Annotated in this window: 22 protein-coding genes; 14 read left to right on the top strand and 8 right to left on the bottom strand. The window is 59.7% G+C overall.

Translation table 11 applies throughout. The features are described from left to right. Positions 1-8 precede the first annotated feature (8 nt). The 3 genes from EDC30_RS17465 to EDC30_RS17455 all read left to right on the top strand — a co-directional run bounded on the left by EDC30_RS17465 (position 9) and on the right by EDC30_RS17455 (position 2604). On the top strand, positions 9-893 hold the full coding sequence (locus tag EDC30_RS17465) for a dienelactone hydrolase family protein (protein WP_132260144.1): 885 nt from the start codon (positions 9-11) through the stop codon (positions 891-893). A 167-nt stretch (positions 894-1060) separates the two neighbouring features. Beyond that, positions 1061-1801, top strand: coding sequence for a ZIP family metal transporter (locus EDC30_RS17460; RefSeq protein WP_132260143.1), 741 nt, complete (start codon positions 1061-1063; stop codon positions 1799-1801). Between the two features lie 8 nt (positions 1802-1809). After that, on the top strand, positions 1810-2604 hold the full coding sequence (locus EDC30_RS17455; RefSeq protein ID WP_243656842.1) for a S1 family peptidase: 795 nt from the start codon (positions 1810-1812) through the stop codon (positions 2602-2604). Between the two features lie 12 nt (positions 2605-2616). Here EDC30_RS17455 and EDC30_RS17450 read toward each other — a convergent pair whose 3' ends face one another. The 3 genes from EDC30_RS17450 to EDC30_RS17440 form a co-directional block, all read right to left on the bottom strand. Continuing rightward, positions 2617-3465, bottom strand: coding sequence for a sulfurtransferase (locus tag EDC30_RS17450; protein WP_132260142.1), 849 nt, complete (start codon positions 3463-3465; stop codon positions 2617-2619). 38 nt (positions 3466-3503) lie between these two features. After that, positions 3504-4433 (bottom strand): DMT family transporter, encoded by a 930-nt coding sequence (locus EDC30_RS17445; RefSeq protein ID WP_132260201.1) that lies wholly within the window; start codon positions 4431-4433, stop codon positions 3504-3506. A 148-nt stretch (positions 4434-4581) separates the two neighbouring features. After that, positions 4582-5682, bottom strand: coding sequence for an aromatic ring-hydroxylating oxygenase subunit alpha (locus EDC30_RS17440; RefSeq protein ID WP_132260141.1), 1101 nt, complete (start codon positions 5680-5682; stop codon positions 4582-4584). A gap of 214 nt (positions 5683-5896) precedes the next feature. Between EDC30_RS17440 and EDC30_RS17435 the strand changes: the two genes are divergently transcribed. From EDC30_RS17435 to folE2, 7 genes are all read left to right on the top strand, one after another. Next, entirely contained in the window at positions 5897-7792 is a 1896-nt protein-coding gene (locus EDC30_RS17435; RefSeq protein WP_132260140.1) for an adenylate/guanylate cyclase domain-containing protein, read from the top strand. Next, complete coding sequence (locus EDC30_RS17430; RefSeq protein ID WP_132260139.1) at positions 7789-8349, top strand: SH3 domain-containing protein; 561 nt, start codon at positions 7789-7791, stop codon at positions 8347-8349. Before EDC30_RS17435 ends, EDC30_RS17430 begins: the two co-directional genes overlap by 4 nt. 10 nt (positions 8350-8359) lie before the next feature. Further along, a complete protein-coding gene (locus EDC30_RS17425; protein ID WP_132260200.1) occupies positions 8360-9205 on the top strand; it encodes a M48 family metallopeptidase in 846 nt (281 codons plus the stop codon). 201 nt (positions 9206-9406) lie between these two features. Continuing rightward, positions 9407-9667, top strand: coding sequence for an exodeoxyribonuclease VII small subunit (locus tag EDC30_RS17420; protein ID WP_132260138.1), 261 nt, complete (start codon positions 9407-9409; stop codon positions 9665-9667). Continuing rightward, a complete protein-coding gene (locus EDC30_RS17415) occupies positions 9664-10554 on the top strand; it encodes a polyprenyl synthetase family protein (protein ID WP_132260137.1) in 891 nt (296 codons plus the stop codon). Before EDC30_RS17420 ends, EDC30_RS17415 begins: the two co-directional genes overlap by 4 nt. A 31-nt stretch (positions 10555-10585) precedes the next feature. Then, the gene (gene dxs, locus EDC30_RS17410) at positions 10586-12472 is read left to right on the top strand and encodes a 1-deoxy-D-xylulose-5-phosphate synthase (RefSeq protein WP_132260136.1); all 1887 of its coding nucleotides are present in this window, start codon (positions 10586-10588) and stop codon (positions 12470-12472) included. A gap of 47 nt (positions 12473-12519) precedes the next feature. Beyond that, the gene (folE2, locus tag EDC30_RS17405) at positions 12520-13335 is read left to right on the top strand and encodes a GTP cyclohydrolase FolE2 (RefSeq protein WP_132260135.1); all 816 of its coding nucleotides are present in this window, start codon (positions 12520-12522) and stop codon (positions 13333-13335) included. Positions 13336-13504: 169 nt separating this feature from the next. On the opposite strand, the gene EDC30_RS17400 is transcribed toward folE2, so the two are convergent. Continuing rightward, complete coding sequence (locus EDC30_RS17400) at positions 13505-14065, bottom strand: cob(I)yrinic acid a,c-diamide adenosyltransferase (protein ID WP_132260134.1); 561 nt, start codon at positions 14063-14065, stop codon at positions 13505-13507. Between the two features lie 64 nt (positions 14066-14129). Here EDC30_RS17400 and EDC30_RS17395 point away from each other — a divergent pair, with 64 nt between their 5' ends. Both EDC30_RS17395 and EDC30_RS17390 read left to right on the top strand, forming a co-directional pair. Next, complete coding sequence (locus EDC30_RS17395; protein WP_132260133.1) at positions 14130-14462, top strand: CidA/LrgA family protein; 333 nt, start codon at positions 14130-14132, stop codon at positions 14460-14462. Then, positions 14459-15184 carry an LrgB family protein gene (locus EDC30_RS17390; protein WP_132260132.1) on the top strand — a complete coding sequence of 242 codons (726 nt, stop codon included), beginning with the start codon at positions 14459-14461 and terminating at the stop codon, positions 15182-15184. Before EDC30_RS17395 ends, EDC30_RS17390 begins: the two co-directional genes overlap by 4 nt. Before the next feature lie 80 nt (positions 15185-15264). On the opposite strand, the gene EDC30_RS17385 is transcribed toward EDC30_RS17390, so the two are convergent. The 3 genes from EDC30_RS17385 to EDC30_RS17375 form a co-directional block, all read right to left on the bottom strand. Beyond that, on the bottom strand, positions 15265-15756 hold the full coding sequence (locus EDC30_RS17385) for a glutathione peroxidase (RefSeq protein ID WP_132260131.1): 492 nt from the start codon (positions 15754-15756) through the stop codon (positions 15265-15267). A gap of 22 nt (positions 15757-15778) precedes the next feature. After that, positions 15779-16915 carry a PilT/PilU family type 4a pilus ATPase gene (locus EDC30_RS17380; protein WP_132260130.1) on the bottom strand — a complete coding sequence of 379 codons (1137 nt, stop codon included), beginning with the start codon at positions 16913-16915 and terminating at the stop codon, positions 15779-15781. Positions 16916-17217: 302 nt separating this feature from the next. Further along, positions 17218-18261, bottom strand: coding sequence for a type IV pilus twitching motility protein PilT (locus tag EDC30_RS17375; RefSeq protein ID WP_132260129.1), 1044 nt, complete (start codon positions 18259-18261; stop codon positions 17218-17220). Between the two features lie 104 nt (positions 18262-18365). On the opposite strand from EDC30_RS17375, the gene EDC30_RS17370 reads away from it, so the two are divergent. Beyond that, entirely contained in the window at positions 18366-19073 is a 708-nt protein-coding gene (locus EDC30_RS17370; protein WP_132260128.1) for a YggS family pyridoxal phosphate-dependent enzyme, read from the top strand. A 90-nt stretch (positions 19074-19163) separates the two neighbouring features. After that, positions 19164-19988: a pyrroline-5-carboxylate reductase gene (gene proC / locus EDC30_RS17365; RefSeq protein ID WP_132260127.1), complete on the top strand. Its 825-nt coding sequence runs from the start codon at positions 19164-19166 to the stop codon at positions 19986-19988. Here proC and EDC30_RS17360 read toward each other — a convergent pair. After that, the gene (locus tag EDC30_RS17360; protein ID WP_132260126.1) at positions 19874-21013 is read right to left on the bottom strand and encodes an integron integrase; all 1140 of its coding nucleotides are present in this window, start codon (positions 21011-21013) and stop codon (positions 19874-19876) included. The two genes, proC and EDC30_RS17360, sit on opposite strands and share 115 nt — an antisense overlap. Positions 21014-21374: the final 361 nt, after the last annotated feature.

Here is a 21374-nt window from a genome sequence, read left to right as displayed (position 1 = left end):
AGAAGTGCATGAAGGATATGGAACTGGAGATCGATAGCCTGGCGGCGAAGACACCCTTGTCGGATGCGCTCGACCGCCGTTTGTTCATGAAGGTGGCATTGGGCAGCGGTTTTGCCGCGGCGGCGCTGCCGGTTTGCGCGCAAACCATGATCAAGACCGATACCGAAGGCCTGGATGCCGGCGAGATCACGCTGACGGTCAAGGGACAGAAAGTGCCGGTCTATCGGGCCCAGCCCAAGGGCAAGACCAAGCTGCCGGTCGTGCTGGTGGTGTCGGAAATCTTTGGCGTGCACGAGCATATCGCCGATGTCGCGCGCCGTTTCGCCAAACTGGGCTACCTGGCCCTGGCGCCCGACCTGTTTGTCCGCCAGGGCAATGCGGGAGCCTACAGTTCGATTGCCGAATTGATGAAGGAAGTCGTCTCCAAGGTGCCGGACGCGCAAGTGATGGCCGACCTCGATGCCTGCGTGGCATGGGCGGCGGAACATGGCGGCAATGTCGACAAGCTCGGCATCACCGGATTTTGCTGGGGCGGCCGCATCACCTGGCTGTATGCCGCGCACAATCCCAAGGTCAAGGCCGGCGTGGCCTGGTATGGCCGGCTGGTTGGCGACAAGACCGGGCTGACGCCGCGTCACCCGGTCGATATCGCTGCCGACCTCACCGTGCCGGTGCTGGGACTCTACGGCGGCAAGGATAATGGCATTCCGCTGGACACGGTCGAGCGGATGCGGGCGGCGCTGGAGAAGGGCGGTAGCAAGTCGGAGATCTTCGTGTATCCGGAAGCGGGACATGCCTTCCATGCCGATTACCGGCCCAGCTATGTGGAAGCGGCGGCCAAGGATGGCTGGCGCCGCTGCCTTGCGTGGTTCAAGGCGCACGGCGTAGCTTGAGCTTGAGGCCATGGCAGTGAAGGGCACGGCAGCAAGCCGTGCTTTTTCATGATGGCTTACGCCAGGCGTTTGCCGAAACCTGGCGCATGTGTTTTAATTTGCCTCCTTTTCCGTAACACACAGGTCTCAAAATTAACTCCACGCTGACATCCATCCTGCTGACCACCATGCTGGCGGGCGTGATCAGCATTTCCGCAGCCGCGATTCTTTCCTTCGGCTTGCTGGGGCGTGTGGTGGACCGCATGGTCAGCCTGTCTGTTGGCATCCTGCTGTCGACTTCCCTGCTGCACGCCTTGCCGAAGGCTTTCGAGTCGCATGCCGATACCCATGCCTTGTTCGCCACGCTGCTGGGAGGATTGCTCGGCTTTTTCCTGCTGGAGAAGATGGCCATCCTGCGCCATTCACACCATTACGAGGGCGATGGCCATCACCACGAACATGGGCATGATGCCCATGAGGCCGGCAAGTCTGGCTGGATGATCCTGGTCGGCGACGGTCTGCACAACTTCACCGATGGCATTCTGATCGCGGCGGCTTTTCTTTCCGACCCCAGCCTGGGCATCATCGCCGCGGTGGCCATCATCGCCCACGAAATTCCGCAGGAAATCGGCGACTTCATCGTCTTGCTCAATGCCGGCTTTTCGCGCACCCGCGCGTATGTCTACAACCTCTTGTGCAGCCTGATGGCGGTGGCCGGCGGCGTGCTCGGCTACTTCACCCTGGGGCTTGCCACCGACTGGATCCCCTACGTGCTGGTGTTTGCCTCATCGGGATTCATCTACATTGCCGTCAGCGACCTGATGCCGCAGATGCAGCGCCGCGCCACCGTGCGCGAAACGATCCCGCAGATTATTCTGGTCGCGCTCGGCGTGGCGGTGGTTCTGGTGCTGACCGGTCACGCGCATTGAGGCGGCAATTGTCCCGCGTACTGATCAACGTGCCGCGTTGCCTGCCAGCCTGCGTATTCATCGCGGGCTTATTACTTAATACTGTTGCGGCCGCCGCTGGCGATCTGCCGCGAACCATCGAAGTGGTCAAGCCTTCCGTTGTCGGCATCGGCAGCTATCTGAAGACCCGCAGCCCTGCCGGGGTTTTCTTCGGCACCGGCTTTGCCGTCGGTGACGGCTTGAGCGTCATCACCAATGCCCATGTCGTGAAGAATCTGATAGGAGGCGAAGGCGGTGAAACCAGCGAGCAGCTCGGCGTCATCGTCGGCAAGGGAGACTTGACGGAATTTCGCCGTGCCAGCGTGGTGGCGCTCGACCCAGACCATGACCTCGCCCACCTGCGTCTAAGCGGCGCGCCGTTGCCGGCGCTGGAGCTTGGCGACTCGTCCAGGGTCGTGGAAGGACAGAGCGTGGCATTCACCGGTTTTCCGCTCGGAATGGTCCTTGGCTTGCACCATGCCACGCATCGCGCCAACGTGTCATCGCTGACGCCGATTGCCATGCCGGCGCTGAATGCGGCAAAACTGGATGTGAAAACAGTGGCGCAGCTGCGCAAGGCGCCGTTCGTGATCTTTCAGCTGGATGGCACCGCCTATCCCGGCAATAGCGGCAGCCCGGTCTATGATCCGGAAACGGGCGCGGTCGTTGGCGTCATCAACATGGTGTTCGTGAAGGGCGCCAAGGAAGCGGCGATCAGCACGCCGAGCGGCATCACCTACGCCATTCCTTCCCGCTACGTGCGCGAACTGTTGCAGCGGAAGTAGGCCTGCGCAGTCTTACTTTTCTATCGGCCGCGCCGGGTCGGCGCACCATTCGCTCCACGAGCCGGGATACAGCGCCGCTCCCGGCAAGCCCGCCACTTCCAGCGCCAGCAGGTTGTGGCAAGCGGTAATGCCCGAGCCGCATTGCATGACGGCGGATTGCGGCGAGGCGATCACGGCTTGCCATTCCTCGCGCAATTGCGCGGCCGGCTTGAAGTGTCCGTTTTCCTGCAGGTTGTTCTTGAAGAAGCGGTTTGTCGCCCCCGGGATATGGCCGCCGACCGGGTCGATTGTTTCATTCTCACCGCGAAAGCGGTCGGGGGCGCGCGCATCGACCACTGTCAGGGTCGGGCTATCCAGGTTCTTCACCAGCGCATCGACCTCCACCGTGCCAACCAGCGCAGGCTTGGCGATGAAGTCGCCATAAGGCTTGCCGCGTAATTCCGCCGACAGCCACATGCCGGAATCCGTCCAGGCCGGCAGGCCGCCGTCGAGCACCGCGACCGCTTCATGCCCGACCCAGCGCAGCAGCCACCACAGGCGTGCGGCAAACATGCCGCCGTGCGCATCATAGGCGACGACTTGCGACTTGTTATTGACGCCCCAGCGGCGCAGGGTTTCGATGAAATCGGTCCGTTCAGGAAGCGGGTGACGGCCGCGGAAACGCCCTTGTCCGTCATGCTTGCTGCCGGAAAGGTCGCGGTCCGCGTGGGCAAATTGCGCGCCGGGGATGTGGCCGGCTTCGAATGCCAGGCGGCCGGCGTCCGGCATGGCCAGGTCATGCCGGCAATCGATCACGACCCAGTCGGGGTCGAGCGCATGCTGGGCCAGTTCGGCAGCCGAAATCAGGGTGGTGTAACGCATCGCGGGCTCCTGGAATAGGGCCGAAGCCGGCGCCGCGCTCAGGCTTCGGCGGCGATCGGGTCGGCCTCGCCAGCACTCTTGCCGGTGCGGGCGGATGACGTGTTGCGCGCATTGTAATACGTCGCCGCGATTCCGCTCAAAAGAATGAGGCCGATGCCGGCCCAGCTCATTGCCGGCAACAGGTCACCCCACAGCAGGATGCCCCACAGACTGGCGAAGATGATGCCGGAATACTGCAGATTGGCGGTCAGCAGCACCCGGCCCAGACGGTAGGCGCGCGTCATCGCCATTTGCGCGATGGTGGCACAGACGCCGACGCCGACCAGGAGCAGGATGCCGTGCGCGGTAAAGCGCGTTGGCGCTTGGGCAGCCAAGGCCGATGAGGATGTAGCGGCATCCAGCAGCATGCCCAGCAGGCCGGTCACCATGCCTGTCAGCGAAAAATAGAACACGACCAGCTGGTCGGCTTCGCCCAACTGGCCAAGGCGGCGCACCTGCAGGTAAGCCAGCGCGCTCAGCACGCTGGAAACGAGCGCCAGCATGCCGCCGAACCACTGGTCGGCATGAATGGTCGGGCGCAACAAGAGGATCACGCCGACGAAGCTGATGCCGATGGCAAGCGCCAATCCCCAATCGAAACGTTGCTGCGCGCGCTTCCAGCCGAGCCCGAAGAGGATGGCGGCAATCCAGATCGGCGACATGTAATTGAGCGTCATGGCGGTCGCCAGCGGCAGCTTGTTCATGGAATAAAACCATATCCACAGCGCGGTCGAGCCGACGGCGCCGCGCCACAAATGCTGCCAGGGCAGGCTGGTGCGAAAGCTCTCGCCGCGCGCGCGGATCAGCGTTGCCATGACGACCGCGCCGATCAGGCCGCGCACCATGACGATTTCGGACGTGGAAAACCAGGACGAGGCAAGCTTGACGCATACGCCCATGATGGAAAACATAAAGGATGCAAACAGCATCCACAGCGACTGGACCGGCAAGGAAAGCTCCGGGAAAACAAAAGGCGAAAACAATGCCAGCGAGGGCTGGATCGTATTGGAAAAAACTATGCCCGGGGACGCGATACGCTACCCGGGCATCAGGCTATTACATTAACAATGCAAGCGTTCAGACATCGAGCTTGCTGCGGTACCACTCATGGAAATGCTGCATGCCATCTTCCATCGGCGACTGGTATGGGCCGACTTCATTGACGCCGCGATCCAGCAGGATCTTGCGGCCGGCATCCATGCGCAGGGCGATCTCATCATCCTCGATTGCCGTTTCCATGTAGGCGGCGCGCTCGGCCTCGACGAATTCTCGCTCGAACAGCACGATCTCTTCGGGGTAGTAGAACTCCACCACGTTGACGGTCTTTTGCGGGCCCTTCGGCCACAGGGTAGATACCACCAGCACGTGCGGATACCACTCGACCATGATGTTCGGGTAGAGCGTCAGCCAGATGGCACCGAACTGCGGCGCTTCGCCATTGCGAAACTTGAGCACTTGCTCGTGCCATTTCTGGTACACGGGCGAGCCGGACTTCAGCAAGCCGCGATTGACGCCGACGGTTTGCACGCTGTAGTCAGGGCCGAATTCCCAGCGCAGGTCGTCGCAGCTGACGAAGCTGCCCAAGCCCGGATGGAAAGGCTCGACGTGGTAATCCTCCAGGTAGACCTCGATGAAAGTCTTCCAGTTGTAGTCGCATTCATGCACTTCGACGTGGTCGAACATGTAGCCGGAAAAATCCAGCTCTTTCGTCACGCCGAGCTTGGACAGCATGTCGCGCACCTTGACGCCGTTATCCTCGAACAGCAAGCCGTTCCAGCTTTGCAGCGGCGTCTTGGACAGGTTCAGGCAGGGCGTATCCTCGAAGTGCGGCGCGCCGATCAGCTCGCCCTTCAAGTCATACGTCCAGCGGTGCAGCGGACAAACGATATTGTTCGTATTGCCGCGGCCATTGAACATCTTGGCTTGGCGGTGACGGCACACATTCGAAATCAGTTCGATGCCGTGCTGGTTACGCACCAGCATACGGCCCTCGTTTTCCCATGGGAGCGTGGCAAAGTCGCCTTTTTCAGGCACCAGCAATTCATGGCCAACGTAGCGCGGACCGCGATGAAAGAGTTGTTGAATTTCCTGCTGTAGCAGGTGTTCGTTGAAGTAAACGTTGACCGGAAGTTGCGCATTAGAGCGCGCAAGCTTGGCAATAGTAGCCAGATCGGACATCCCCACCCCCAAATTAATTTGCACCAACCTAAGAGAGAAAGAATCCGCAAAAACCAGGTTCAAGCAATATGAAACGGAAATTTTGGACAGAACTGCGGATTATACCTGACCCGCTATAGGAAGGGGAACCTTAAATTTCAAGGACTTGCATGATGCGGTTGCCAAATTTGCATGCCTGAAGATAATATTTCTCAAAATCAATTCAGATGCCGGCATGCGCTTTCCTCCTTTATCAATTGGCCAATCTTCCTGGCGCTGGCATGCCCTGCTGGCCGGCGTCTTTATTGTCGTCTTGGCCATCGAGTTGTTCGGCACGCGCTTCTTTGCCCTGACTGAATTCCGCCTGGGTGACATGTATCAGCAGCGCCATGCTGCCGACCACCAGCCCGATCCGGATATCGTGGTGATCGATATCGATGACGCCAGTATCAGCGATATGCAGGACATCGCCGGACTATGGGCCTGGCCGCGTGAAATCCATGCCGACCTGCTGGAAGTCCTGTGCCAATTCCAGCCGCGCGCGATTGTCATGGATTTGACATTCTCGGTGCGCGATACCCGGCGTCCCAAGGGCGATGCCCGGCTGGATGAGGCAGTGCAGGGCTGCGGCATGGTATATCTGGCTGCCGTGAAGCTGGCGGATGAAAAAAATGCCGCGGGCGTGAAACTCGCACCCCTGACGCAAGCCTTTGGCATGACGACTCCCGGCCAGGAAGAGGCGCAAGCGGTTCTGGAATTGCCGCATGTGATCGATCAGCGCGCATGGCGACTCGGCTTGATCAATAGCGTCAAGGATGATGATGGCAGATTGCGCCGCTATAGCCTGGCGACGGATGTGCAGGGATGGCGGCTGCCCTCCATGCCGGCGCGGCTGGCGGCGGACCTCGGCGTTGCCGTGCCGGACGGAGATGATTTTTTGATGCGCTGGCCAGCCGCGCTACATCGGCATTTTTCCTTCGGCGTGCTGTACAAGACCCTGACGCAGGAACGGTTCAAGCTGGATGAGGCTGGCCTCAAGGCCTTCGATGCGCAACTGGCGCCGGTGTTTCACAACAAAATCCTTGTCATCGGCGCTTCCGCCGCTAGCGCATTCGATCATCACATCACGCCGCTGGGCAGCAATATTCCCGGTGTCGACATCCTCGCGACGACGATCGACAACCTGAAAAACCGGCATGACGTGCAGATCATGCATGTCGCGCTGCCATTCGCCTTCGGCGTGCTGTTGATCGTGGCAACTGCCTGGGCGTTTGCGCGCCGCTGCAATCCTTTGGGTACGGGATGGGCGCTGGTGCTGATGTCGCTGTTCGGCCTGGCGGTGGCCGATGCGGCGTTGGAGCGCAACCGCTTGCTGCCAGTGGCGACGCCGCTGATCTTTGCCTGGGCCTGGTATCTGCTGGCCGCCATTGGCGGTTACCTGCGCGAGCGCCGCACGCGTGAACAGGCGGTATCCCTGTTCGGGCGTTTTTTGAATCCTAACGTGGTGCGCCGTATCGTCGAACAGGGCGAGACCGTGGAAAGCCTGTCCGGCCGCACCTCGCAGATTTCCGTGCTGTTTTCCGACATCCGCGGTTTCACCACGCTGTCGGAATCGCGCCAGCCGCATGAAGTGGTGCAGCTGCTGAACCGCTATTTCGAGCGCCAGGTCGATGTCGTCTTCCGCCATGGCGGCACGCTCGACAAATTCATCGGCGACTGCATCATGGCGTTCTGGGGCGCGCCGGTGGACGATCCCCGGCATGCGGCAAAGGCAGTCGCCGCGGCGCTGGAAATGCAGGAAGTGCTGCTGGCATTTAAAAAGGAGCTGGCCGAACAGGGGGCCACGGTCGGGGATTTCGACGTCGGCATCGGTGTACACTCCGGACCCGCTGTGGTAGGCTTTATTGGTGCCCAGAGGAAACTTGACTACACGGCCATCGGCGATACCGTCAACCTCGCCAGCCGTGTCGAAGGCTTGACCAAGGGTGTCGCCCGCGTGCTGGTGACGCGGGACACCATGCTGGCTTGTGGCGAAGTGAAAGAAATCGATTTCATTCCGCATGGCGCGTTTGCGGTCAAGGGGCGCGCTGCCGAAGTCGAATTGTATGAACCCGTGAGGAAGCAGTCATGAAAGCCTATGCATTGGCGCTGATGCTCGTTGCCTGTGTCGTGCACGCTGAGCCAGCACTAACTAACCGTGCCACCGACATGCTGGCGCAGCCCTTGTCCGATGCGAACAAGCTGGGCTCGCTGGCGGAAAACGACAGGGTCGAGGTATTGCGGCGCAGCGGCGCCTGGAGCGAGGTGAAGACCGGCGCCGGCAAGACCGGGTGGGTGCGCATGATGCACCTAAAGCCGGTCAACGCCGCAGGGAGCGCTGGCGGCGGATCGTCCAATCCTGTGAGTGCGCTGGCCAATTTGATGAATTCCGGCCGCACCTCCAACACCGCCACCGTGACCACCGGCGTGAAGGGATTCCAGGAAGAGGAATTGCGCCGGGCCCAGGCCAATCCGGAAGAATTCAGGAAGATGCAGAAATACGCCGCATCGAAGGATGCCGGCATGAGCTTCGCCCGCAACAATAAGCTCAATGCGGCGTCGGTCGAGTACCTGCAAGGGCAGGCCGCAACGCCTTCCGGTAATGGCAACAGCAATGACAGTGCTATTCCTGGCATGACGGGAGGATAAGATGCCGAGCATGAAGAAAATCACCTTGGCGCTGACACTGACGCTGGCAACCGGCGCGGCGGCTGCCCAAAGTAACGATTTCGGTCTTGGCAAGCTCTTGGGCGGCGTCAAAAACCTTAATGTCGGCAGTATTCTGGAAAACGGCACCAAGGTATTCTCTGAGCCGACCGAGCAGCAAGAAATCGCGCTCGGCCAGGAATTCGCTTCCACGCTGCTGGGCGCCAGGCCCCTGCTGAACAATCCCGGCGTGCAACGCTATGTCAATACGCTGGGACGCTGGCTGGCATCCCAGACCGAGCGGCCGGATTTGCCTTGGACTTTCGGCGTGCTCAACGATGATGGCTACAATGCGTTCGCTACGCCCGGCGGCTACATCTTCGTCACCAAGGGTTTGCTGGACAGCATGCGCAACGAGGCGGAGCTGGCAGGCGTGCTGGCGCATGAAATCGGCCACGTGCTCAGGAAACACCATCTCAAGGCAGTCAGAGTCAGCGGTTTAGCCGGTTTGATTGAGGAAGGATTGCGGACGAAGGTTGGCGACAATCCGCAGCTTACCGAAGCGACCAAGAATATTATCGCAAAGGGCTTAGACAAGACCGATGAATATGAAGCCGATCGTCTCGGCGTGGTGATTGCCGCGCGCGCCGGTTACGATCCGTTCGGCTTGCCGGCGGTGCTGCAAACCTTGCAGGGCCAAAGCGCGCAGGATCCTGCTTTTACCTTCATGTTCAAGACCCATCCATCGCCGGCAGACCGCCTCAGCGAGCTGGACGCGCTGATGCAGGGCCGTTTCGATAATTCACCCGCCAATTCGGGCAAATCCATCAAGGATCGGCTGAAGGAGTTCAGCCGGTAATAGTCCTTGCTCGGTCACCTAGGCAGCTGGCCGGGCGGATTTCTTCTTCATCGTGCTGGCGCGGCAAGATGTCTGCGTTGCGCCGGCGCTGCTCCCGTTTCTTTGTTATAAAAATATAAACTTTCGCATTTGCCGAGTTCACTGATCCCGGCGTGGATGGATTGTTTTAAAATAACGGGTTACCTTTCAGTTTGGATGTTTATGTCAAAAAAGAATGTTCCTGCCAGTGAACCCGCTTCCTTCGAGGACGCGATGGCAGAACTGGAGCGGCTGGTGACGCAAATGGAAGAGGGCGAACTGCCGCTGGAAGCCTCGGTGGCCGCCTATCAGCGCGGTTCCGAACTGGTGAAATATTGCGCTGCCCAGCTGGACAAGGTGGAAAACCAGGTCAAGGTGCTGGAAGGCGACATGCTCAAACCCTTTGCAGCCGATGGCGCTGCCGACAACGAGGATGATGAATGAGCGTCCCGGCCTTCGCCGACTGGATGAAAGGCGTCCAGTCGAGCATGGAACAAGCCTTGTCCGACTTTTTGCCAGCTGAATCATGCGCTCCCCGCGAGCTGCATGAAGCCATGCGCTATGCGGTGCTGGATGGCGGCAAGCGCGTGCGCCCGCTGCTGGTGTTTGGCGCCGGCGCATTGTTTGCCGCGCCGGCCGCCGAACTGGCACGCGCCGCCGCTGCCGTGGAAATGATTCATGCCTATTCGCTGGTGCATGACGACATGCCTTGCATGGATGACGATGAACTGCGTCGCGGCAAGCCGACTGTGCATGTGAAGTATGGCGAAGCGACGGCATTGCTGGTAGGCGATGCCTTGCAGTCACAAGCGTTTTTGGTGTTGGCTGAAGGCGAGGGTGAACCGGCACGTAAATTGGCGATGCTGCGCCTGCTGGCGATCGCCTCGGGCTCGGCGGGAATGTGCGGCGGCCAGGCCATCGATCTGGCCAGCGTCGGCGTGGCATTGGCACGCGATGAGCTGGAACAAATGCATCGCCTGAAAACAGGCGCACTATTGCGTGCCTCGGTACTGCTGGGCGCATGGTGCGGCAAGGCATTGACCGAAGCGGAAACGGCCGCACTGGACGCCTATTCGGCGGCGGTCGGCCTGGCATTCCAGGTGGTGGACGATATCCTTGACGCCACAGCCGAGTCCGCCGTGCTTGGCAAAACCGCCGGCAAGGATGCCGCGGACAACAAGCCGACTTATGTATCGATCCTCGGCCTGGAACAATCGCGCGCCTTGGCCGAACGTCTTCGCGAGGATGCGCACCGGGCCGTGCAGCCATTCGGCGACCAGGGCTTGCGCTTGCGCCAGCTGGCCGACTTGATTGTGCAAAGAAATTCCTGAGAACCTGCGGGACAGCATAGATAAAAAGATCATGGACTTGCTAAAGAAAATCAACAGCCCTGCCGACCTGCGCGAGATGCCGCGCGCTGAACTCAAGCCACTGGCCGATGAGTTGCGCGCCTTCGTGCTCGATTCCGTTTCCAAGACCGGCGGCCACCTGTCCTCCAATCTCGGCACGGTCGAATTGACCATCGCGCTGCATTACGTCTTCAATACGCCGGAAGACCGTATCGTCTGGGATGTGGGTCACCAGACCTATCCGCACAAGATCCTGACCGGCCGCCGCGACCGCATGTCCGGTCTGCGCCAGTTGAACGGCATTTCCGGCTTCCCCAAGCGCGACGAAAGCGAATACGACACCTTCGGCACGGCGCATTCCTCGACCTCGATTTCCGCAGCGCTCGGCATGGCGCTGGCCGCCAAGACCAAGGGCGAGAACCGCCATGCGATCGCCGTGATCGGCGACGGCGCCATGACGGCCGGCATGGCGTTCGAGGCGTTGAACAATGGCGGCGTGTATGACGACATCAACCTGCTGGTGATCCTGAACGACAATGACATGTCGATCTCGCCGCCGGTGGGCGCGCTGAATCGTTACCTGGCTCGTCTCATGTCCGGCAAGTTCTACGCCGCTGCCAAGAACGTCGGCAAGAACATGCTGCCGCCGCCGATGCGCGAGCTGGCCAAGCGCCTGGAAGAGCATGCCAAGGGCATGATCATGCCGGCCACTATGTTCGAGGAATTCGGCTTCAATTACATCGGCCCGATCGATGGTCATGACCTCGAAGCGCTGATTCCGACGCTGCAAAACCTCAAGAACCTCAAGGGGCCGCAATTCCTGCACGTGGTCACCAGGAAGGGGCAAGGCTACAAGCTGGCCGAAGCCGACCCGGTGCTGTACCACGGCCCAGGCAAGTTCAACCCGGCCGAAGGCATCAAGCCTGCCGCATCCAGCAAGCTGACCTATACCCAGGTGTTCGGCGACTGGCTGTGCGACCAGGCCGAGGCGGATAAACGCTTGGTCGGCATTACGCCTGCCATGCGCGAAGGCTCCGGCATGGTCGAGTTCGAGCGCCGCTTTCCCGACCGCTATTACGATGTCGGCATCGCCGAGCAGCATGCCGTGACGTTTGCCGCCGGGATGGCGTGCGAAGGCCTGAAACCGGTGGTTGCCATTTATTCCACCTTCCTGCAGCGCGCCTACGACCAGCTGATTCATGACGTCGCCCTGCAAAACCTCGATGTCACTTTTGCACTGGACCGTGCCGGACTGGTGGGCGCCGACGGCGCGACGCACGCCGGCAATTATGATTTGGCTTACTTGCGTTGTATTCCCAACATGGTTGTGATGGCGGCGTCCGATGAAAACGAGTGCCGCCAGATGCTTTCCACCGCTTTCCAATATAATGGACCTGCTGCCGTACGGTATCCCCGCGGCGCTGGCATCGGCGCCAAGGTGGAAAAGGATTTGCAGCCCCTCCCGCTGGGCAAGGGTGAAATCCGCCGCAACGGCAAAGGCATTGCCATCCTGGCATTCGGCACCATGCTGGCGCCATCGCTGGCAGCAGCCGAAGAATTGAATGCGACCGTCGCCAACATGCGCTTCGTGAAGCCGCTCGATGTGGAACTGGTCAAGCAACTGGCTGAAAGCCATGACGCGCTGGTCACGGTGGAAGAGGGCGCGCTGATGGGCGGCGCCGGTTCCGCGGTCGCCGAAGCGCTGGCGCAAGCCGGCATCGTCAAGCCGATCCTGCACCTGGGCTTGCCGGACAAGTTCATCGACCAGGGCGATGCCGCGCAATTGTTGGCCATGTGCGGGCTCGACGCCGCCGGCATCGCGACATCGATCCGCGCGCGCTTCCATGCTGATGGCAGGGAAGGCAAGGACGAACCGCGCCTGGTCGTCAACAATAACTGACACCCAAGCCATCGCCACGAGCGGTGGCGCAACATGAAAGTACAGCGATGAATTCTCGCGATCCGAACCTCACCAGCATGCCCGACGTGCAAAGCACGCCCGACACCCGCCGCCTGGCGATCCAGCGCGTCGGCGTCAAGGGCGTGCGTTATCCCGTCACCATCAAGACCAGTTCGGGAGTGCAACCCACGGTGGGCATCTGGAACATGTACGTGCAGCTGCCGGAAGAGCAGAAGGGCACGCACATGTCACGCTTCATCGCGCTCCTGGAAGGCAATCGCGCGCCGTTCGACATCGCTTACTTTTCCAGCCTGATGCGCAAGATGGTCAAACTGCTGGAAGCCGAGTCCGGCCGCATCGAACTGAGCTTCCCGTATTTCATCAACAAGACCGCGCCGGTTTCGGGCGTGGAAAGCCTGATGGATTACGAAGTCGGCCTGACCGGCGAGATTCGCGGCGATGACGTCGAAGTCACCTTGAAGGTGATGGTGCCGGTGACGAGCCTGTGCCCCTGCTCGAAAAAGATTTCGGCCTACGGCGCGCACAACCAGCGCTCGCACATCACCGTCAACGCGGTGTTGGCCGGCGATATCCTGGTGGATCAACTGATCGCCAAGATCGAGGAACAGGCATCCTGCGAACTGTTCGGCTTGTTGAAGCGCCCGGACGAGAAGTACGTCACCGAGCGCGCCTATGAAAATCCGAAGTTCGTCGAAGACCTGGTGCGCGATGTCGCCGGCATGCTCAATGCCGATAGCCGCATCGCTGCCTATACGCTGGAAGCGGAAAACTTCGAATCGATTCACAACCATTCCGCGTACGCCCTGATCGAGCACGACAAGCGCAAGCAAGGCGCCGCGTAAGCGCATAATCGCGATACGCGGCAGGCGAGAAAAGCCTGCTACTGACCACGCTGCTGAATCTTCCCGCGTGGTTGGAGATGAATGAGAGTTGATTGAATGAAAAACGGCGCATCTGGCGCCGTTTTTTTATGCCTTGCGGCGTGCGGCGAGTGAAATGCCTGCTCCTGCTTCAGGCCTGGTCATCACCGCGCTGGCGCTGCCACAAGACGTCCGTACCGCCGGCATGACGGTTCAATACACGAGCCAATACGAACAGCAGATCCGACAGCCGGTTGAGATACTGGCGTGGCCGCGCCTCCAGGGTTTCGGCTCTATCCAGCGCCACGACACTGCGCTCGGCGCGCCGGCACACGGTGCGGCAGACATGCGCCAGCGCGGCGGCGCGCGAACCGCCAGGCAGGATGAATTCCTTCAGCGGCGGCAGTGTCGCATTGTATTTTTCCAGCCAGGCATCCAGTTGCGCCACGTGCTCGTCCGTCACCAGGCGATAGCCGGGAATGCACAGCTCTCCGCCGAGGTCGAACAAATCATGCTGGACTAGCAGCAATTCTTCGCGCAGCGATGGCGGCAGATCCTCGCACAGCAAGAGTCCGAGCTGGGAATTGAGCTCGTCCACATCGCCCATGGCTTGTATGCGTACACTATCCTTGCCGGTGCGCGTGCCGTCGCCCAGGCCGGTGCTGCCATCGTCGCCGGTGCGGGTGGCGATTTTCGAAAGTCGGTTGCCCATGTTCTTGCAGTAAGATGTGATCTTTAAGGATTCATTGCGGACCCATTATTCCAGACATCAGAAAATGATCAACACCTTTGTCATTCTGCTGCTGTTTCAGCTTGTCGGCGAAGTCATCGCCCACGGTTTCAATTTGCCGATCCCCGGGCCGGTGATCGGCATGCTGCTATTGCTGCTTTACCTTTTGCTTAACCGCGATGCCGTGGAAAAACTCGCGCCCACCGCCAATGGCTTGCTGCGTCACTTATCGATTCTATTTGTGCCGGCCGGTGTCGGCGTCCTGCTGCATGGCCAGCGCATCGTCACCGAGTCCTTGCCCATCATCGCCGCGCTGATCGTCAGCACCATACTGGGAATGGTCGTCACCGCGCTTGTCATCAAGTGGTTGCAAAAATGAGTCCCGACTTTTCCAGCATCTGGGTCTATCTCTCGACCTCGCCTCTGCTGTGGCTGACTGCCACGCTGTTGGCTTATCAGGTGGCGCTGGCCCTGCATGTGCGCGCCAAGGGCAATCCGCTCGTGAACCCTGTGATGATCGCGATTGCCATCCTGGTGGCATTGCTCGCAGTGACAAAGACACCGTACAAGAATTATTTTGACGGCGCCCAGTTCGTTCACTTCCTGCTGGGGCCGGCGACGGTCGCGCTGGCGATTCCGCTCTACCAGCAACTCGCCAAATTCAAGCGCCACTGGCTGGCTTTCCTGGTCGGCACGCTGGCCGGGTCAGCCTCGGCGGTTATCTCCGCCATGGGCATAGCCTGGCTGCTGGGCGCTTCACCGGCGGTCGTGCTGTCGCTGGCGCCGAAATCGGTCACCACGCCGATTGCCATGGGTATTGCCGAAAAAATCGGCGGCCTGCCGTCACTGACCGCCGTGATGGTGATCCTTACCGGCATCATCGGCGCCTCGCTGGCGCAATACATCATGCGGGCTATCAAGGTGCGCGATGACAGCGTCGTCGGTTTTGCCATGGGCGTGACGGCGCACGGCCTGGGGACAGCGCGCGCGTTCCAGGTGAGTGCGGAAATGGGCGCGTTCGCCGGACTGGCGATGGGCGTGACGGGAGCGCTGACGGCCGTGTTGCTGCCGCTGGCGCTGAAACTTTTCGGCGTCATCTAAGCGCACCTGTAACCATACCGATTGCGCGTTGCGGCTCTTGCCATCGGAATGTCGATCAACGCTTTGAGGAGGACTGACGCTTATTCCGCCAGCAGCTTGTCGATATCGCCGCGCACGCGCAAGCTGTCCGGCGAGGTGCGCGGCGCATAACGCTTATACACGCTGCCATCCTTCTTCACCAGGAACTTGGTGAAATTCCACTTGACCGCTTGCGTGCCCAGCACGCCGCGTGCCTGCTTTTTCAAGTGCGCGAACAGCGGATGCGTGTGCGCGCCATTGACATCGATCTTGGCAAAGAGCGGGAAGCTGACGCCGAAATTCCGTTCGCAAAAGGCGGCGATATCTTCCGCCTTGCCGGGCTCTTGCTGAAGAAACTGATTGCATGGGAAACCCAGCACCACCAGGCCGCGATCCTGGTATTCGCGATAAAGCTTTTCCAGCTCCTGGTACTGCGGCGTAAAGCCGCACTTGCTGGCGGTATTGACGACCAGGAGCACGCGACCGCGGTACTGGTCGAGCGCGACTTTGTCGCCGCCCAGGGTATCGGCGGCAAAATCATAAACAGTGCTCATGCTGTCTCGCCTACGGTGAAGGTCAGACGATGCCGAGATGCTCTGTGCCCTTGGACAGATCGCGTCCCTGGGCTTCCTTGCCGCGCAGCTTGATCGCCAGGCGCAAGTCGTTGACCGAATCGGCATTACGCAAGGCATCCTCGTAAGTGATCATGTCGGCTTCGTACAGGTCGAACAGCGCCTGGTCGAAAGTCTGCATGCCCAGTTCGCGCGACTTCTTCATGATTTCCTTGATCTCGTGGACGTCGCCCTTGAAGATCAGGTCGGAAATCAGCGGAGAGTTGAGCATGATCTCGACTGCGACGCAGCGGCCCTTGGTGTCGCGCTTGGGGATCAGGCGTTGCGAGATCATCGCCTTCAGGTTCAGTGACAAGTCCATCAGCAATTGCTGGCGACGTTCTTCCGGGAAGAAGTTGATGATACGGTCGAGCGCCTGGTTGGAACTGTTGGCGTGCATGGTAGCCAGGCACAGGTGGCCGGTCTCGGCGAAGGCAATCGCGAAATCCATCGTCTCGCGGTCGCGGATCTCGCCGATCTGGATCACGTCCGGCGCCTGGCGCAGGGTGTTTTTCAGCGCAATGCCCCAGTCTTCGGTATCCACGCCGACGTCGCGCTGGGTGACGATGCAATTCTTGTGCGGATGGATGTATTCGACCGGGTCTTCGATGGTGATGATATGGCCGTAGCTGTTTTCATTGCGGTAGCCCACCATGCCAGCCAGCGTGGTCGATTTACCCGAACCGGTGGCGCCCACCATAATTACCAGGCCGCGCTTGGTCATGATGACGTCTTTCAAAATTTCCGGCACGCCCAGGTCTTCCAGCTTCGGAATCTTGGTAGTGATGGTACGCAGCACCATGCCGACGCGTCCCTGCTGCACGAAAGCGGAAACGCGGAAGCGGCCGAGGCCGCCCGGGCTGATGGCGAAGTTGCATTCCTTGGTCGCTTCGAACTCGGCAGCCTGCTTGTCGCTCATGATGGCGCGCGCCAGTTCGACCGTGTGTTGCTGCGTCAATGGCTGGTTCGATACCGGCGTCATCTTGCCGTCGATCTTGAACGCCGGCGGATAGTCGGCGGTGATGAACAGGTCCGAGCCATTCTTGCTGACCATCAGGCGCAGCAGATCGTTCATGAATTTCGTTGCTTGATCGCGTTCCATGTTGTTGCCCTCTTTTCATTAAGCTCCTCTTGAAAGAGGACGCTTGTCAGTGTGCCAGCCTTACCGACCCACTTCGCGGCTTGTAAACTGTTCAGAGCCGCGCGGTGCTGCTTTGTTCAAGTTAATCACGTTGTCCCGGTGCTGCGGTAGTGCCACGTCGTCGCTTGCAAGCAGCTCCGATAAGCGAGGCGCTGCTTCGGCTAAGTTAATCACGGTGCCTCATTGCTGCGGTAGTACCACGTCGTCGCTTGCAAGCGACTCCGATAAATGCGGCACGACGCATGCGTCGCGAATTCCCGCATTTATCCCGGGAAGTTTTCCGGGGTCTTGGCGGCAGCGCGCGCCGTCGCCGGCGAAATGACATTGCGGCGCACGAGGTCGGTCAGGTTGCCGTCGAGCGTCTGCATGCCCACGTTGGCGCCGGTCTGGATCGCCGAGTACATCTGCGCAATCTTGGCTTCGCGGATCAGGTTGCGGATCGCCGGGGTGCCGAGCATGATCTCGTGCGCCGCAACGCGACCGGAGCCATCCTTGGTTTTCAAGAGCGTCTGCGAAATGACTGCCTGCAGCGATTCCGACAGCATCGCGCGCACCATTTCCTTTTCTTCACCCGGGAAGACGTCGATGATACGGTCGATGGTTTTTGCTGCGGACGAGGTATGCAGGGTGCCGAACACCAAGTGACCTGTTTCTGCGGCGGACAGCGCCAGGCGGATGGTTTCGAGATCGCGCAATTCGCCGACCAGGATCGCATCCGGATCTTCACGCAGCGCCGAGCGCAATGCGTTGTTGAACGAGTGGGTGTGCGGGCCGACTTCACGCTGGTTGATCAGGCACTTCTTGGATTCGTGCACGAATTCGATCGGGTCTTCGATGGTCAGGATGTGCGCGTACTCATTTTCATTCAGGTGGTTGACCATCGCCGCCAGTGTGGTCGATTTACCGGAACCGGTCGGTCCGGTCACCAGCACCAGGCCGCGCGGCTTCAGGGCCAGGTCAGCGAAAATCCTTGGCGCGTTGAGTTGTTCCAGGCTCAGGATCTTGGAAGGAATGGTACGCAACACCGCTGCGGCGCCGCGATCCTGGTTGAAGGCGTTGACACGGAAACGCGCGAGGCCGGGAATGGCGAAAGAAAAGTCGACTTCGAGGTTTTCTTCATACACCTTGCGCTGGCCATCGTTCATGATGTCATAGATCATGCCATGCACATCCTTGTGCTCCAGCGGCGGCAGGTTAATCCGGCGCACGTCGCCATGCACGCGAATCATCGGCGGCAGACCGGACGACAGGTGCAAGTCGGAGGCATTATTCTTAACGGAGAAAGCAAGGAGTTCGGAAATGTCCATTTATAATTCCTGAGCCGGTCGACGAGCTCCGCTGCCGCGAGTCGGCAAGGGAGTGGTGTTTATTAACAAAAAAGAAATGTTACATCCTGTAAAGTAATCCGATTATGTCTGTAATCGCCCAGAACTTGCAAGCCGTGCGGGCGCGGATTGCACAAGCAGCGCGTGCAGTGTCGCGAGATCCCCACGAGGTTACGCTGCTGGCCGTATCCAAAACCTTCAGCGCGGAAGATGTGGGAGAGGCAATGGCCGCCGGCCAAACCGCATTTGGCGAAAACTATCTGCAGGAAGCGCTCGATAAAATGGCGGCGGTGCGCAGCATGTTCCCGCATGCGCCGATCAGTTGGCATTTCATCGGGCCGATCCAAAGTAATAAGACCCGGCCGATTGCGGAGCATTTCGACTGGGTGCACTCCGTGGACCGCGAAAAAATCGCGCAACGCCTGTCGGACCAGCGTCCGGATCATCTGCCGCCGCTGAATGTGTGCGTGCAAGTCAATGTCAGCCAGGAAGCCAGCAAGAGCGGCGCCGGCACGGAAGAAGCCGCGATCATTGCGCGTGCCGTGGCTGAGATGCCCCGCCTGCGCCTGCGTGGATTGATGGCGATTCCCGAGCCGACTGATGACGTCATGCAGCAGCGCGCCGCATTCCGGCAATTGCGCGAACTGTACGAGGCCTTGCACGCGGACGGCTTGCCGCTCGATACGCTATCGATGGGGATGTCCGGCGACCTGGAAGCCGCGATTGCCGAAGGCGCGACCATCGTACGGGTAGGTACGGCGATTTTCGGAGCGCGGGAATATGCGAAGCCCTGAGCACGCCGCAATGTGCTTCATTTCAGCCGACAACGAAATCTGACATCCAATTTATAAGTAAAACACCTTCACCCAAACTGAAAGACCAGTATGCAAAGTAATCTGAAAATCGCATTCATCGGCGGCGGCAACATGGCCACCGCCCTGATCGGCGGCCTGGCCGGCAAGCTGACAGCAGGCGAGAACATCCATGTCATCGACCCGAATGCCGCTGCGCTGCAAAAGCTCACCGAGCAATTCGGCGTCACCACGGCGCAAGCGGCAAATGGCAAGCTTGATCAGACCGACGTTATCGTCCTGGCGGTCAAGCCGCAACAGATGAAGGAAGTCGCCGCGCAGATCAAGCCACACATCGGCAAGCAACTCGTGCTATCGATTGCCGCCGGCATCCGCGGCGCGGATCTGTCGCGCTGGCTGGGCGGGCATGGAGCCATCGTGCGCAGCATGCCGAATACGCCCGCCTTGATCGGCAAGGGGATCACGGGGGGCGTGGCCCTGCCGGGAGTCAGCGCCGAACAGCGCGAGGCTGCCGATGCCATCCTGCGTGCAGTCGGACAAACCGTATGGCTCGACGATGAAGCATTGCTCGATCCGGTGACTGCCGTATCCGGCAGCGGCCCGGCATACGTGTTCTACTTTATCGAAGCGATGCAGCAGGCTGCGCAGGAAATGGGGTTGACGGCAGAGCAGGGCACGCAACTGGCAATCGCCACGTTCGTCGGCGCATCGCAACTTGCGGCCAATTCCAGCGAGCCAGTATCCGTGCTGCGCGAGCGCGTCACCTCCAAGGGCGGCACCACTTATGCCGCCCTGACCAGCATGGAGGCTTCGGGCGTGAAGCAGGCCATAGCCAAGGCATTGCATGCGGCCGCCGCGCGCGGCAAGGAGTTGGGAGAAGAGTTCGGCAAGGAGTAAACACTCATGCCGTATTCGGCGTATTCCTGTTTTGCGATAAGCCGGGCATGCTGAAGCGTATCCATCGGTGAATGGACACCGCGCCCACCGCGATTCAGCACATGAGTGTAGATCATCGTGGTCGACACATCGGAATGGCCAAGCAATTCCTGGACAGTGCGAATGTCGTAGCCCGCTTCCAGTAATTGCGTGGCAAACGAATGGCGGAAGGTATGGGACGTCACGCGCTTGGCGATCCCGGTATCGGCCGCGGCACGCTGAATGGCGCGCTGATAAGTCTGTTCGTACATGTGATGGCGACGAACGACGCCCGAGCGAGGATCAGTCGATTCATGATCCGACGGAAAAACCCAGAACCACGTCCACTGCGTGCCGGCGCGCGGATATTTCAATTCCAGCGCCCCCGGCAACGCTACGCCCATACGCGAGGCCGCACGGTCGGAATCATAGACAACCCTGGCAGCATTCATCTGCTCGCGCAAAGCGCCTGCTAAAGAAAGCGGCAAGACGGTCACGCGGTCCTTGCCGCCCTTGCCGTGGCGGATGGTAATTTCTCGCCGCGCGAAATCCACATCCTTGACCCGTAAAGTCACGCATTCCATGAGGCGCATGCCAGTCCCATACATAAGCTGGGCCATCAGGGCGTGCGGTCCTTGCATGCGCTGAAAGATCGCTTCGGCTTCTTCGGGCGTCAGCACAGTAGGACGCCGGGCCGGCTTGGTAGGGCGATGTAATTCATCCAGCCATGGCAGATTCGTCCCCAGCACTTCCCTATAAAGAAATAGCAATGCACATAAGGCTTGCCGGTGCGTCGACACCGCAACATGCCGCTCGTTTGCAAGATAAGAGAGGAATGCCTTTATTTCTTCAGCACCCATTTCAGCAGGATGGCGCAAGCCATGAAAACGTATAAACCAGCGCACCCAATAAACATAGACTTCTTCGGTTCGAAGGCTATAATGCTTGTCACGAATGCAACGTTTTAACTGATCAAGCAATTTGGGCGATTTTATGTCGGGCGTCATTTTTGTAGTTACCGTGCTGGTTTTTATGATTAATTAGTACTGTATTTGTGTACAGTATATGGCCGAAGCACTGATAAACACTGCGTTTTCGCAAACATGTCTGGAGGGGTTAGGCGGCAGATGGACTGGATTAGGTGGACAGTGGCGATTCGGCCGAATAATTACTGACGTTTTTTGTATTTAATTAGTACTGTGGTTATATGCAGGGCGGTGCTAAGTTTTTGAAACTTCGATGGTTTATTCTGTTTGGTTCGCTGGGTTAGGTGGCAGGCGCCCAGAAAAAACTGACAATGGAGTCCACCTAATTAAAGTTCTTGCGGACGGGAAAGACAGCGCGTGCTAGCACGATAACTGTATATTT

The organism is Paucimonas lemoignei (assembly GCF_004342585.1).
Taxonomy (GTDB): Bacteria; Pseudomonadota; Gammaproteobacteria; order Burkholderiales; family Burkholderiaceae_D; genus Paucimonas; species Paucimonas lemoignei.
The sequence above is the reverse complement of the archived record's forward strand: the minus strand, read 5'-3'. Positions and strand labels throughout refer to the sequence as shown.

Coding starts and splice junctions, on each gene's coding strand:
- EDC30_RS17380 (WP_132260130.1), bottom strand. CDS start 16,915: ATGGAACGCGATCAAGCAACGAAATTCATGAACGATCTGCTGCGCCTG.
- EDC30_RS17450 (WP_132260142.1), bottom strand. CDS start 3,465: ATGCGTTACACCACCCTGATTTCGGCTGCCGAACTGGCCCAGCATGCG.
- EDC30_RS17445 (WP_132260201.1), bottom strand. CDS start 4,433: ATGCTGTTTGCATCCTTTATGTTTTCCATCATGGGCGTATGCGTCAAG.
- EDC30_RS17440 (WP_132260141.1), bottom strand. CDS start 5,682: ATGTCCGATCTGGCTACTATTGCCAAGCTTGCGCGCTCTAATGCGCAA.
- EDC30_RS17385 (WP_132260131.1), bottom strand. CDS start 15,756: ATGAGCACTGTTTATGATTTTGCCGCCGATACCCTGGGCGGCGACAAA.
- EDC30_RS17375 (WP_132260129.1), bottom strand. CDS start 18,261: ATGGACATTTCCGAACTCCTTGCTTTCTCCGTTAAGAATAATGCCTCC.
- EDC30_RS17395 (WP_132260133.1), top strand. CDS start 14,130: ATGATCAACACCTTTGTCATTCTGCTGCTGTTTCAGCTTGTCGGCGAA.
- folE2 (WP_132260135.1), top strand. CDS start 12,520: ATGAATTCTCGCGATCCGAACCTCACCAGCATGCCCGACGTGCAAAGC.
- EDC30_RS17415 (WP_132260137.1), top strand. CDS start 9,664: ATGAGCGTCCCGGCCTTCGCCGACTGGATGAAAGGCGTCCAGTCGAGC.
- EDC30_RS17430 (WP_132260139.1), top strand. CDS start 7,789: ATGAAAGCCTATGCATTGGCGCTGATGCTCGTTGCCTGTGTCGTGCAC.
- EDC30_RS17460 (WP_132260143.1), top strand. CDS start 1,061: ATGCTGGCGGGCGTGATCAGCATTTCCGCAGCCGCGATTCTTTCCTTC.
- EDC30_RS17465 (WP_132260144.1), top strand. CDS start 9: ATGAAGGATATGGAACTGGAGATCGATAGCCTGGCGGCGAAGACACCC.
- EDC30_RS17370 (WP_132260128.1), top strand. CDS start 18,366: ATGTCTGTAATCGCCCAGAACTTGCAAGCCGTGCGGGCGCGGATTGCA.
- EDC30_RS17360 (WP_132260126.1), bottom strand. CDS start 21,013: ATGACGCCCGACATAAAATCGCCCAAATTGCTTGATCAGTTAAAACGT.
- EDC30_RS17425 (WP_132260200.1), top strand. CDS start 8,360: ATGAAGAAAATCACCTTGGCGCTGACACTGACGCTGGCAACCGGCGCG.
- EDC30_RS17420 (WP_132260138.1), top strand. CDS start 9,407: ATGTCAAAAAAGAATGTTCCTGCCAGTGAACCCGCTTCCTTCGAGGAC.
- proC (WP_132260127.1), top strand. CDS start 19,164: ATGCAAAGTAATCTGAAAATCGCATTCATCGGCGGCGGCAACATGGCC.
- EDC30_RS17400 (WP_132260134.1), bottom strand. CDS start 14,065: ATGGGCAACCGACTTTCGAAAATCGCCACCCGCACCGGCGACGATGGC.
- dxs (WP_132260136.1), top strand. CDS start 10,586: ATGGACTTGCTAAAGAAAATCAACAGCCCTGCCGACCTGCGCGAGATG.
- EDC30_RS17435 (WP_132260140.1), top strand. CDS start 5,897: ATGCGCTTTCCTCCTTTATCAATTGGCCAATCTTCCTGGCGCTGGCAT.
- EDC30_RS17390 (WP_132260132.1), top strand. CDS start 14,459: ATGAGTCCCGACTTTTCCAGCATCTGGGTCTATCTCTCGACCTCGCCT.